The 12,300-nt window shown below is 43.7% G+C and carries 9 protein-coding genes and 1 pseudogene; 9 read left to right on the plus strand and 1 reads right to left on the minus strand.

Going from position 1 to position 12,300, the window contains the following annotated elements:
- Positions 1 to 59: 59 nt before the first annotated feature.
- Positions 60 to 1,001 carry a LysR family transcriptional regulator gene (locus tag AK823_RS04115; RefSeq protein ID WP_068326462.1) on the minus strand — a complete coding sequence of 314 codons (942 nt, stop codon included), beginning with the start codon at positions 999 to 1,001 and terminating at the stop codon, positions 60 to 62.
- A 181-nt stretch (positions 1,002 to 1,182) separates the two neighbouring features.
- On the opposite strand from AK823_RS04115, the gene AK823_RS04120 reads away from it, so the two are divergent.
- From AK823_RS04120 to AK823_RS04155, 9 genes and pseudogenes are all read left to right on the plus strand, one after another.
- Positions 1,183 to 1,572 (plus strand): RidA family protein, encoded by a 390-nt coding sequence (locus AK823_RS04120; protein ID WP_068326466.1) that lies wholly within the window; start codon positions 1,183 to 1,185, stop codon positions 1,570 to 1,572.
- Positions 1,573 to 1,681: 109 nt separating this feature from the next.
- Positions 1,682 to 3,157 (plus strand): aldehyde dehydrogenase family protein, encoded by a 1,476-nt coding sequence (locus AK823_RS04125; RefSeq protein ID WP_068326469.1) that lies wholly within the window; start codon positions 1,682 to 1,684, stop codon positions 3,155 to 3,157.
- 46 nt (positions 3,158 to 3,203) lie between these two features.
- The gene (locus tag AK823_RS04130; RefSeq protein WP_068326472.1) at positions 3,204 to 4,193 is read left to right on the plus strand and encodes a membrane dipeptidase; all 990 of its coding nucleotides are present in this window, start codon (positions 3,204 to 3,206) and stop codon (positions 4,191 to 4,193) included.
- Positions 4,194 to 4,391: 198 nt separating this feature from the next.
- Positions 4,392 to 6,080, plus strand: coding sequence for a BCCT family transporter (locus AK823_RS04135; RefSeq protein WP_068326474.1), 1,689 nt, complete (start codon positions 4,392 to 4,394; stop codon positions 6,078 to 6,080).
- 157 nt (positions 6,081 to 6,237) lie between these two features.
- Positions 6,238 to 7,965, plus strand: coding sequence for a hypothetical protein (locus AK823_RS04140; RefSeq protein ID WP_068326477.1), 1,728 nt, complete (start codon positions 6,238 to 6,240; stop codon positions 7,963 to 7,965).
- A 12-nt stretch (positions 7,966 to 7,977) separates the two neighbouring features.
- Positions 7,978 to 8,703 carry a DUF3726 domain-containing protein gene (locus AK823_RS04145; RefSeq protein ID WP_068326481.1) on the plus strand — a complete coding sequence of 242 codons (726 nt, stop codon included), beginning with the start codon at positions 7,978 to 7,980 and terminating at the stop codon, positions 8,701 to 8,703.
- 440 nt (positions 8,704 to 9,143) lie between these two features.
- On the plus strand, positions 9,144 to 9,839 hold the full coding sequence (locus AK823_RS04150) for a hydrolase (protein WP_068326484.1): 696 nt from the start codon (positions 9,144 to 9,146) through the stop codon (positions 9,837 to 9,839).
- 90 nt (positions 9,840 to 9,929) lie between these two features.
- Positions 9,930 to 10,080 (plus strand): annotated as a pseudogene (locus AK823_RS14205) (DUF1427 family protein); the annotation flags it as partial.
- Positions 10,081 to 10,374: 294 nt separating this feature from the next.
- Positions 10,375 to 12,261 carry an amidohydrolase gene (locus tag AK823_RS04155; protein ID WP_068326487.1) on the plus strand — a complete coding sequence of 629 codons (1,887 nt, stop codon included), beginning with the start codon at positions 10,375 to 10,377 and terminating at the stop codon, positions 12,259 to 12,261.
- The last annotated feature ends 39 nt before the right edge of the window (positions 12,262 to 12,300 follow it).

A 12,300-nucleotide genomic window follows, 5' to 3' on the forward strand; every position in this document is an offset into this window, starting at 1 on the left:
GATAGTCAACTTGGCTACTGTTAAAAAAACGAAACTATGAAGCATTAAGTCATGAAAAGTCAGGCCATGTCTGATAAAGGATAATGCTCCTGAACGTACTTGATACACAACTCATAAAAGGCTTGCGCTGGCGGTGAGACGGTTTTATTGGCCAATTTAAAGATACCAATTTGTCTGTTTAAAGTCGGTTCAAGTAAATCAATCCAAACAAGCTCAGGCTCATTAGAGGGGAAGGCAAGCTTGGGCAAAGTCGTGATACCAAGGTCATTGCGTAATAGTGAAAATAAGGAAGTAATGTTTTCGACCGTATAGCGTGCATTGCGATTGAGCACCTCAGCTGGCGTGTTCTCAAGTAGCCGACAAGTGCCGTTATAAATAAAAGGCTGCGTGACTAGCTGTTGCCATTTAAGCCCTTTTTTTCGTTGGCTCTTTGTCTGGTTGTTTGACTGCTTTTCTAGCTGGTTTTTCAATTGATTTAACGAATTGCTTTTTAAGCAAACGACACCAATAGGATCTGAGATGAGCGGGGTAAAATCTATATCCGTCTGATCCATACTGGTACAGTTACCCAATGCTAAATCTACTTCACCTGCCAACAATCGATTGGCCACACCAACAGAATTATCATCTATTAATACAATCTCAATATCAGGGTGTTTTTTTGAGTATTCGACCAATACGCTAGGCAATAGCTTAGTCACTAGCGATGGCACGCTGGCAATTCTTATTTTACCTTTGTCGCCAGACGCAGACGCTTTAAGATCATCTTCTAGTGCTTTATAAATTGTGAGGAACTGCTCAACCTTCGGTAAACAGGCTTCACCGAAAGAGGTAAGCGTGGCCTTATTACCACTTTCAAACAAACGCTGACCGAGCGTTTTTTCTAATTCTTTGATGGATGCTGACAACGCTGCTTGCGACCGATTGGCACGATCAGCTGCGGCACGAAAGCCGCCTTCTTCTACCACAAATAAAAAATGCCGTAATTGCTGTAATTTCATATTTTTAACTCTCTAAATCTATTCACTAATAATATATCTCCCATGATAGATTAAATCTATCAATTTTAATATTTAATTAGTTAGATTTGTCATTATTAAAAAGGTAGCATGGATGCAACATAGCAATACAGGCTATCAAGTAAATAACTGATGCCACCATCTATTTAAGGGATATCACCACATGACGACTCACACCGCCAAGCAACCGGTTAAAACCTCACTTTACGCTTCTAAGTCACCGTTAGAGTGGGCGATTACTAATAATGGCACGCTGTATACCGCGCAGATTCCTATCGATGAGAACGGTGAAGTGGTCGCAGGTGGTATTGAGGCGCAAACTCGGCAAACGCTAGACAATCTTAAGCACACATTAGAATGTGCCAATGTCGGCATGGATTCGGTATTGCAAGTGCTTATTTATGTGACGGATCGCGAGTATCTCAAAACCGTTAATCAAGTCTACGCTGAATACTTTGAAGCACCATACCCAAACAGAGCCGCTCTGGTTATCTCAGGACTTGCTCGTGAAGAGATGCTGGTAGAGCTGGTTGTTTATGCCGCTGTGCCTTAAGCTTCTCATAGATTCTCTAATAAATAATCATTGTACGTTTTCAGTATTTTAATTATTCAAATAAATTTTCTAAGCATTTGATTTTAATCGTTTTACTAAGGATGTTCTTATGTCAGCCCAAACCACACAACAAGTATTGCAACAAGACCCAACCAAATCACTTTATATCAATGGTGAATGGCAAGCGGGCGCTGATACCATTGCCAATATCAACCCATCTGATACCAGCGAAACCATTGGTGAGTTCGCACAAGCAAGTAAAGACCAAGTAAAAGATGCCATTGCCGCTGCTCGTCAGGCGCAGCCAAAGTGGGAAGCAACGCCACTTGAAAAGAAGCAGTCTATCCTGCAAGCGATTGGTGATGAGATGATTGCCCGCTGTGATGAACTAGGTACTTTGTTGTCACGTGAAGAAGGCAAACCTTTTCGTGAGGGTCGCGGTGAAATTTATCGTGCTGGTCAGTTCTTTCATTATTATGCTGCTGAAGTATTACGTCAAATGGGCGATCTTGCTGACTCGGTACGTCCTGGGGTCAAAGTCGAAGTCACCCGTGAAGCTGTCGGTGTGGTTGCAATTATCTCTCCTTGGAACTTTCCAACTGCAACTGCCGTATGGAAAATCGCGCCAGCTTTAGCATTTGGTAACAGCGTTATTTGGAAGCCTGCGAACTTAACGCCTGCCAGTGCGGTCGCGTTAGCGGAAATTATTCATCGTCAAGGCATGCCAGAGGGTACGTTTAACCTGTTATTAGGCGGCGGCTCTAGCGTCGGTGATGCGCTCATCAATTCTACAGATATCGATGCAGTCAGCTTTACGGGTTCTGTACCAACAGGTCGCAAAGTTGCTGCTGCTACGGCACCGAACTTTATCCGCTGCCAGCTTGAGATGGGTAGTAAAAACGCCTTGGTCATCGCTGATGATGCCGATTTGCAAGTTGCTATTGATGCGGCGGTTGCTGGTGCTTTTGGTGGTTCAGGACAAAAATGTACCGCTTCGTCGCGTTTGATTGTTATGGACAGTATCCATGATGCCTTTGTCGAAGGTGTGGTCGCAAAAATGAAGACGCTAAAGGTCGGTCATGCGCTTGAGGACGGTATCTTTATGGGGCCTGTGGTCGATGACAAGCAACTGGCAGCAAATATGGACTGGGTCGAAAAAGCCAAACAGTCTGGAGCCAATTTAGCCTTTGGTGGTGAGCGTTTAGAGATGGCTCACGATGGCTACTATATGTCACCGACTTTGTTCACCGAAACCGATAACAGCTGGGATATCAACCAAGAAGAAGTGTTTGCTCCGCTCGCCTGTGTTTTGCGTGTCAAGGACTTGGAAGAGGCGATTGCCATGACCAATGATACCCGCTTTGGTTTGACTGGCGGCATCATCACCCAAAGTCTGCGTAGTAGTGCGATGTTTAAAGAGCAAGTACAAGCGGGCTGCGTGATGGTGAACTTAGCGACAGCGGGTACCGATTATCATGTTCCGTTCGGTGGTCGTAAAGAGTCGAGCTTTGGCCCACGCGAGCAAGGTCAGTATGCCAAAGAGTTCTATACCATCGTCAAGACTGCTTATCAAAAAGCGTATTAACTTGTATTAAAAATCGTATTTGTAAAAGCATAAAAAGGGAATGGATATGTATCAAGATCATATCGTCATTGACGGATTACAGTATAGCCATTGGGATCGTGACTACTTCAAGATGCTAAAAGATAGTGGTATCAATGCGGTACATGCCACCTTGGTCTATCACGAAGACGCGCGTCAGACCATGACCCGCTTTGCTGAATGGCACGCGCGCTTTGAGAAAAATAGCGATTTGATTTTGCCTGTGTATTCGGTCGCTGATATCAAAACCGCAAAAGAGCAGGGTAAAGTCGGTATCTTTTTTGGCGCACAAAACTGCTCACCAATCGATGACGAAATTGGCCTGATTAGCGTCATGCGCCGCTTAGGTTTATTAATTATGCAGCTGACTTATAACAACCAAAGCTTACTAGCGACTGGCTGTTATGAGCAGAACGATAGCGGCGTTACGCGCTTTGGTCAGCAAGCTATCGCTGAGATGAATCGCGTTGGGATGATTATCGATATGTCGCACAGCGCTGAGCAGTCTACGCTTGAGGCGATAGAAGTCTCATCGCGTCCGATATGTATCAGTCATGCCAATCCGACTACCGCACATGATGCCCTGCGTAATAAATCGGATACTGTCATTAGCGCCTTAACCAAAGCGGGTGGCCTGTTAGGTTTTAGTTTATATCCGTTCCATTTGCCCAATGGTAGCGCATGTACGCTTGATGACTTCTGCACCATGATTGCTAATTGCGCTGATCAATACGGTGTCGAGCATTTAGCGATTGGTAGTGATTTATGTCTCAATCAGCCGCAAGCGGTGCTCGAATGGATGCGAAATGGACGTTGGTCAAAAGCGATGGATTATGGTGAAGGCAATGCTAATAATTCAGGTTGGCCAGACACTTTACCATGGTTTGCTGGCAAAGATGGTATGGAAAATATCTATAACGGCCTGCTAAAGCACGGCTTTAATGAGGCTGATGCTGGAAAGATCATTGGTCAAAACTGGTTCGATTTTTTAGAGCAAGGTTTAAAACCTTTGGCTTAAAGATTAATACTCTAAAGCTAATTTTTAAAGGCTCGTTTTTTAGAGGTTCATTGTTTAAATCTGAGCTTTGCAAGCTATTACTCGAAAGCGCTATAAGACGAACGACGTTTTATAGCGTTAAACTCCTTTCATTTTTATAGTGGATTGACTGTATATCTCTGATTTAAACAATATAACGTTAGCATATGGAGCCACATCATGGCCGATTTAAAGGGATTTAACAACGATGAGCAAGGACGCTCTATTATTGGTAGTGATATCAATAAAACCGTGGGTACATTGGCTCATGTAGAGGGGCCTTCCGATACTTTAGGACTTAAAAACCCAGCGTTTTGGTACAGTGGTGGTTTTCTAGTCGCCTTTGTTTTGATGGCTATCTTTGCAGAAGAGCGCTTGGCAAAAATAGTTGAAGTAGGCTTTGCTTGGTCGGTCAATATCTTTGGTCCTTTTTGGCAAATACTGCTATTGGCGACCTTTGTGATTGCTTTAGCTGTTGGTGCTGGTCGCACGGGACGTGTCATTTTAGGTAATTTACCAGTGCCTGAGATGGATAGTTTTAAATGGATGGCCATTCTTTTCTGTACGCTACTTGCTGGCGGTGGGGTATTTTGGGCAGCCGCTGAACCTATTGCACATTTCGTTTCAGCTCCGCCTTTATATGGTGAGTCACCAGACTTGCAACAACGCGCATTTAACGCTTTGTCACAATCCTTTATGCATTGGGGCTTTTTGGCGTGGGCCATTGTGGGCAGCTTGACGGCTATCGTTGTGATGCATTTGCACTATGACAAAGGTTTACCGCTTAAACCACGTACGCTACTTTACCCTATGTTTGGCGAGCGTGTGCTCACCGGTCAAACGGGCGCAATCATTGATGCTTGTTGTATCGTTGCGGTTGCTGCTGGCACGATCGGTCCTATCGGATTTTTGGGTCTACAGACCAGCTATGCTCTTAATGTCTTGTTCGGCATTCCTGATACTTTTACCACTCAGCTGATTATTATCCTATTCGCTATTGCGCTTTATACCATCTCGGCTATTAGTGGACTGACTCGCGGTATGCAACTGCTTAGCCGCTTTAACGTCATATTAGCCTTTGCGCTCATGGTCTTTATTTTAATCTTTGGACCGACCAATTTTATTATCAATGGCTATATTCAAGGTGTCGGTGGCTTGATTGATAACTTCATTCCGATGGCAACTTACCGCGGTGATGAAGGCTGGCTTAGCTGGTGGACGGTGTTCTTTTGGGGTTGGTTCTTAGGTTACGGCCCGATGATGGCTATCTTTATTGCCCGTATTTCACGTGGCCGTACGATTCGCCAATTAATCACCACCGTTTGTATTATTGCGCCATTGGTTACCTGTTTTTGGTTCACCGTCGTTGGTGGTTCAGGGCTGGCGTTTGAGATTGCCAATCCCGGTAGTGTTAGTAGCGCTTTTGAAGGTTTCAACTTACCTGGCGCGCTATTGGCGGTCACGCAGCAATTGCCGTTTCCATTGATTACCTCGATACTGTTTTTGATTTTGACCACGGTCTTTATCGTGACGACAGGGGATTCGATGACTTATACCATCAGTGTCGTTATCAGTGGCGAGCATGAGCCAAATGCTATGATTCGTACATTTTGGGGCGTTATGATGGGGGTTACCGCTATCGTATTAATCTCGCTTGGTTCAGGCGGGGTAACGGCGTTGCAATCATTCATCGTGATTACCGCTGTTCCGGTTTCGTTTGTTTTATTGCCGTCACTATGGAACGGACCACAAATCGCACAGCAAATGGCACGCGATCAAGATTTGTATCGTCCGAATCGAGTTGAAGTCAATCATCGAATGGCGGAAGAAAAACTCGCTAAAGAGAAGGGTGTTAAAGAAAATAGCTAATGGGTCAACTATCGTAATTGCAAGCTAGTCATTAGAGGTTAATTGCGATAGCCATTCGTTTGTTTAAAGCAATTTAGTTGAAATGGTTCGTTAAAGTTGTTCGTTGAAACGGTTAGCCAGTTTACTGGCCTAGCACATTATGTAAGGTAGTGGAATTATGAATTTGGTTCACGCAAGCAATGAGAGCATTGACGTAGCGACACTGTCTTTACGCAGCCCCGATGTGGTTATGAATGCTGAAAGATTGGGCGCCATGCACCAGACGCGTATCAGCTTTGTGCGCACATTATTGCGTAAAATTGATAGAGAAAAATGGACGCTAAGCAGGCATCTTTGGGATTTAGATGACAATGGTTATGGACAAGTCATTTATCGCCTGCAAACCCCAGAGTACAAGTATCATCTGGTGGTATTCTGTAACGAGCTGGCGGATGACGAGCGTAATGATCGGGTAATAGCACAAAAGTGGGACGTCACCTTTGGTCTGGTTTTTGGGGAGATTGGTCAGGAGCTGCTCGATAATCTCAAAGCCAATGTGCCATTACAAGAGGCAGGTCGCAACTCCAATATGGTGATGGTGCTGGCACGTGCTAATAAAAGCGTGCGGGTCTTTGATCATATCGTCAGTGCGCTAGCTGATGGCAAGCAGCCAGACCTTGATGTACTAGCACAAGTAGGTTATATCCTGCGTACCACGGCAGTCTATGGCAATGGCAAATTTGGTATTTATGACTTTAAGCCATTAGATCATAGTGAAGACTTTAATCAGTCGTTTCGTGCGCAGATGTGTGCGGTTTATTTACTGCGCGAATTTAGCCTTGATTGGGTTGATTTTTTAGCCAAGAAAAAGGGCGGTAGTAAAACGGTCGCCCTCCATCCAGAGATTAAGCGTTATCTCGGAATCGGTAATGCGACTGGTCTTGGTATGGCGCCATATTTGATTAACCACCCTTGCGTCGTTGATCAGTGGCTCACCACTCGCGAAGAAGCCGTGCAAGCGACCTTGGTCTGTGCTATTGAAGCAGAAAAGACTGAGTACTTTGAAAGCTTACTTAAGCGTGCCATTCAGCACTTTACCGAAATCGTTACCATCAATGAGCAGCAAGCTACATTAAATGCGACCGTGGTTGCAGAGTTGACCTCATTACAAAGCGCCTTGATGACGACGATTGAAGATTACACGATATGGGCAGAGTTCCTGCAAGCTCATAATCACTTAAGTTTTGAGAGCCAAGAAGTCATCATTTCCTGCTTGATGGAGCTATATCCTGAGCGTGTGGATTCGTTTCAAGAAAAGGTCAACGCCGATGAAAACTTAATACTACCTAAAGGCAAAGTGATTCAAGATTTGCTTAACGTATTAGAATCACGTTATCAATGGGCGATTACTATTGATTTTAATGAGCCTGAAAATAGCTATTGGTTTTGGTATCGATCGGTGGATAAAGAAGAGCCACGCATGGGCGTACGCGGACAAGAGCCCGGTGATGATCGAGAGCTGTCATTAGACATCGCACGGCAAGCAAAAAATCTGTATTTAGCATTACAGCAAGCCGATCCACAGCAGCTCATATCTGAGTTTATGTTAAGCAAACCTAAGTACCGCTCTATCGCTCGCCGCGTATGGACCATGGGCCATAAAAAAATGGGCGATATCCAGATGAATGTCTTACATAAGAATGCACCGCCGATGCATCTGCTACGCTGTAAGCTATCGATGTTTGGCGCGACCAAGTTCGATCCTAGATCTGATCGCTGGGTGCGAATTACTTTGTTCCAAGGTGCGCCTTTATTTAGCGAGGTGCATAGTGATGAATGGCTGTTTCCTTTATTGCCTAATTTGTCAAAAGAAGAGCCGTCAATAAAAGAGTCATCCACACAGTAGGGAGGTTTAGACATGATTGTATCGCATAATGAAATCGTAGCAATGGTGTATAAAGCCTTTACTGGTATGCACCGTGAAGTAGGCGAAGCTGATGTTATTGCCTCAATGGTGGCTGAGCTAGAGATGGCTGGACTCGACGGTGTGCGCCACTTTAATAATGCCAGCCCATATATCTTAACTGAGCAAGATACGCCCATTGATATCGTTCATCAAGAAACGGGCGCGATTCGCTTTGATTTGCATGGCAGCAGTTTGATTTGTCACTTGCCTGCCATCATGGACTACGCACTAGAAAAAATGGGCGATCTTGATCATTTTCAGATTTATTTAATGAACTGCCATAATCGCTGGTTGGCTTATAGTGAGCTGGTTAAATTAGCTGATAATGGCATTGCCTGTCTAGCGAAGTGGGATAATGGCACAGTACCCAAGCATACTTTGTTAACCTTAAACCAAGGCTTTGTCTATCCTGATTTATACTTTTTTAATGAACCGCAAGACAATTATAATACTAATGATATGATCATTGAGCTGGCTACTGCTAACTTCGATATTGAGCAAGAAATCGAGCATTTCGATCATAAAATATCGACGGATGAGCTATTTGCAACGCATCAGCGCTCATGGAAGGAAGGTATCCATGTCGATGATGAACAGTGGGCAATACTCAAAAAAACAGCGGCCGCTATACTGGTAGAAAATAGCGAGGCGTCAAGCAAAGGCGCGGGCGGGGTGTAGATTTTATAGCCTTTAACACTTTTAAAACTTAGGTTCTAAAGTTTGAACCTCTTGTACACACACTATCTAAAAACTAAGATTGCGTTAATCAGTTTTACCCTAAGTATTTATTTACTTAGGGTTTTTTTATGTTTAATGCTTTTATGAATGTTAGGTAGGTTTGTTAGTATAAATACTTTTTTGGGACACAGTACAGAGGCTATTAATTGTACTAAAACTGTAATATGCCAATTTTTGCCTTGTACACATAAAGTTTTATTCATATAATAATATTAAGAATAGCTAATTCCAGGATTAGTATTATTAAGTTTTTATTAATAATATAATTCAACTTCGTTATACCATTTCAGCATTTATTAATGAGTTAGTAGGTTTCGGCTGTAAGATTTTCCTAGCCCTAAATTTTTATAATTATTCACTTTATTATTAGGATATTAAATATGTCTAACAAACTTTTAGAATTATTGAACCCTCAGAATAGTCAGCTTATTTTTATTGATCAACAGCCGCAAATGGCGTTTGGCGTACAGTCGATTGACCGCCAAAGTTTAAAGAACAATGTGGTTGGTTTGGCAAAAGCGGCTAAAGCTTTTAATATTCCAACGACGATCACTGCCGTTGAAACGGCTAGCTTCTCTGGTAATACGCTACCTGAACTTTTGAGTGTATTTCCACAAAACGAAACGCTTGAGCGTTCTTCGATGAATTCTTGGGACGATCAAAACGTACGTGATGCCTTGGCCAAACATGCACAAGATGGCCGTAAAAAGATTGTGGTATCTGGTTTATGGACAGAAGTATGTAACTTATCTTTTGCGTTATCATGCATGCAAGACACAGACTACGAAATTTATATGGTTGCTGACGCTTCTGGTGGAACTTCTGTTGAAGCGCATCAGTACGCAATGGATCGTATGGTGCAAGCGGGCGTTATCCCTGTTACTTGGCAACAAGTCATGCTTGAATGGCAACGTGACTGGGCTAATAAAGCCACTTATGATGCGGTTATGGATATTGTAAGAGAGCACTCTGGTGCTTATGGTATGGGTGTTGATTATGCTTATACAATGGTGCATAAAGCGCCTGCCCGTGCTCAATCTATTGGCAGCATCGGCCCTAACCCTGCCAAAATATAAGATTAATTAATCACAAAAGGTTGGTTGTGTCTTTAGCTATTCTGGACAGCTAAAGGTTCAGCCAACCCTTTATAATAAAATGATAGGAATATGAAAATTTATATCATCTCATTGACTGTCGGTATTCTCGCTGGTTTGTTATATGGTGTACTAAAAGTGCGCTCACCTGCGCTCACCTGCGCCGCCAGTTGCTGCCTTAGTTGGATTGTTTGGTATGCTGATGGGCGAGCAGATAGTGCCTTTTGCTAAGCAGTTTATTAACAAATCCTCCTTTGCCTTTCACCAAACCGTGACACTAGATAGTAAAAATAGTAGCGCGCCCGACAGCACTGTTTCTTTAAAAGCTCCTATACAGAATGATTAAAATTAATAACAGTACAATGTTTTGAGATGTAGTAATTATAGAAACGTAGTGTTTATAGAAGCAATGTAGTGTTTATAAATGCAGTGTCATTTGATTGGTTTTATTGCTAATAAAATTCATATAGTTAAGTTGTTTGACACTAAGGTCTCTTACTATAACAAGGATAATATTATGACAAGCCCTGACATTATTTATTACAACGGTAAAATGACCACCCTTGATCCTGCTAAGCCTAATGCTAGTGCTGTCGCTATCAAGGACGACCGTTTCATCGCTGTCGGCAGTGATCAAGAAATACAAGTGCTCAAAGGTGATAATACCAAGTCGATTAATCTTAATGGACGTAGCGTGATACCAGGTCTATTCGATAACCATACACATGTCATTCGTGGTGGTCTGAATTACAATATGGAACTGCGCTGGGATGGCGTACGCTCATTAGCCGATGCTATGTCTATGCTAAAAACGCAAGTAGACAAGACACCGTCACCGCAGTGGGTTCGTGTCGTTGGCGGTTTTACTGAGAATCAATTTGTAGAAAAGCGGCTACCGACATTAGATGAGATTAACGCTATCTCGCCAGACACGCCAGTGTTTATCCTGCATTTATATGACCGCGCTTTGCTTAATGCGGCAGCGCTTCGCACCGTGGGCTATACCAAAGATACGCCAGAACCACCCGGTGGTGAGATTCAACGTGATGCCAATGGCAATCCAACAGGTTTGCTTATCGCCCAGCCTAATGCGACTATTCTTTATGCCACATTAGCCAAAGGACCAAAGCTGCCGTTTGATTATCAAGTCAATTCAACCCGTCATTTCATGCGTGAGCTTAACCGTTTAGGCGTGACTGGCATCATTGACGCTGGTGGTGGTTCGCAAAACTTCCCTGATGATTATGAAGTCGTGCAAAAGCTCAATGATGATAATCAGCTTACCGTACGTATGGCTTATAACTTGTTTACCCAAAAGCCGAAAGAAGAGAAAGAAGACTTCTTAAGATGGACGCAGACCACCAATTATAAGCAAGGCGATGATTACTTCCGCCATAATGGTGCAGGCGAGATGCTGGTATTCTCAGCCGCTGACTTTGAGAATTTTCGTCAGCCGCGCCCAGAGATGCCGCCTGAGATGGAAGGCGAGCTTGAGGATGTTATTCGTATCTTGGTACAGAACAAGTGGCCATGGCGCATGCATGCCACTTATGATGAGACTATTGAGCGCTCACTAAATGTGTTTGAAAAAGTCCATAGAGACATGCCTATCGACGGTCTCAACTGGTTCTTTGACCATGCGGAAACTATCTCACAACGCAATATTGATCGTATCGCGGAGCTTGGTGGTGGTATTGCGGTACAGCATCGTATGGCGTATCAAGGTGAGTACTTTGCTGAGCGTTATGGTACGGCTGCTGCGGCAAATACGCCACCCGTTAAGCAAATGTTAGATAGTGGTGTCAACGTATCTGCCGGTACCGATGCGACGCGCGTCGCGTCTTACAATCCATGGGTATCTCTGGCTTGGCTTATCACTGGCAAAACTGTTGGCGGTATGAAACTATATGATCAAGACAATTTGGTCGATCGCGAAACAGCACTACGGATGTGGACTGAAAAAGTCGCTTGGTTCTCTAATCAAGTAGGCGAACGTGGCCGCATTGAAGTGGGACATTTGGCTGACTTTATTGTGCCAAGTAAAGACTTCTTTAGCGTGGCAGAAAATGAGATTCCATATTTGACGTCGAATATGACGGTGGTTGGCGGAAAAGTCGTCTATGCTGATGGCGAGTTTTCAGATTACGATACGCCACTACCGCCTGCTATGCCAGATTGGTCACCAGTCAATCAATATGGGGGCTACGGTGCATGGGGCGAACCTGAGGGTGCGGGTAAAAATTCACTAGAGCCATTAATGAATCAAGCAGCGATGGCTTGTGGTTGTGCCAGCGCTTGTACGCTGCACGGTCATAACCATGCTAAAGCTTGGACTTCGAAAGCACCAGTGTCTAATTTTAAAGACTTCTTTGGTGCCTTTGGTTGCTCTTGTTGGGCAGTGTAAGACCACTCTAGCTGATAGCCTGACTTGTTTATTGACATT

This window comes from Psychrobacter sp. P2G3 (genome assembly GCF_001593285.1).
Taxonomy (GTDB): Bacteria; Pseudomonadota; Gammaproteobacteria; order Pseudomonadales; family Moraxellaceae; genus Psychrobacter.

What these genes read in the sequence shown, in the direction of transcription:
- AK823_RS04115 (WP_068326462.1), bottom strand. Translation starts at nt 1,001, where the DNA reads ATGAAATTACAGCAATTACGGCATTTTTTATTTGTGGTAGAAGAAGGC.
- AK823_RS04120 (WP_068326466.1), top strand. Translation starts at nt 1,183, where the DNA reads ATGACGACTCACACCGCCAAGCAACCGGTTAAAACCTCACTTTACGCT.
- AK823_RS04125 (WP_068326469.1), top strand. Translation starts at nt 1,682, where the DNA reads ATGTCAGCCCAAACCACACAACAAGTATTGCAACAAGACCCAACCAAA.
- AK823_RS04130 (WP_068326472.1), top strand. Translation starts at nt 3,204, where the DNA reads ATGTATCAAGATCATATCGTCATTGACGGATTACAGTATAGCCATTGG.
- AK823_RS04135 (WP_068326474.1), top strand. Translation starts at nt 4,392, where the DNA reads ATGGCCGATTTAAAGGGATTTAACAACGATGAGCAAGGACGCTCTATT.
- AK823_RS04140 (WP_068326477.1), top strand. Translation starts at nt 6,238, where the DNA reads ATGAATTTGGTTCACGCAAGCAATGAGAGCATTGACGTAGCGACACTG.
- AK823_RS04145 (WP_068326481.1), top strand. Translation starts at nt 7,978, where the DNA reads ATGATTGTATCGCATAATGAAATCGTAGCAATGGTGTATAAAGCCTTT.
- AK823_RS04150 (WP_068326484.1), top strand. Translation starts at nt 9,144, where the DNA reads ATGTCTAACAAACTTTTAGAATTATTGAACCCTCAGAATAGTCAGCTT.
- AK823_RS04155 (WP_068326487.1), top strand. Translation starts at nt 10,375, where the DNA reads ATGACAAGCCCTGACATTATTTATTACAACGGTAAAATGACCACCCTT.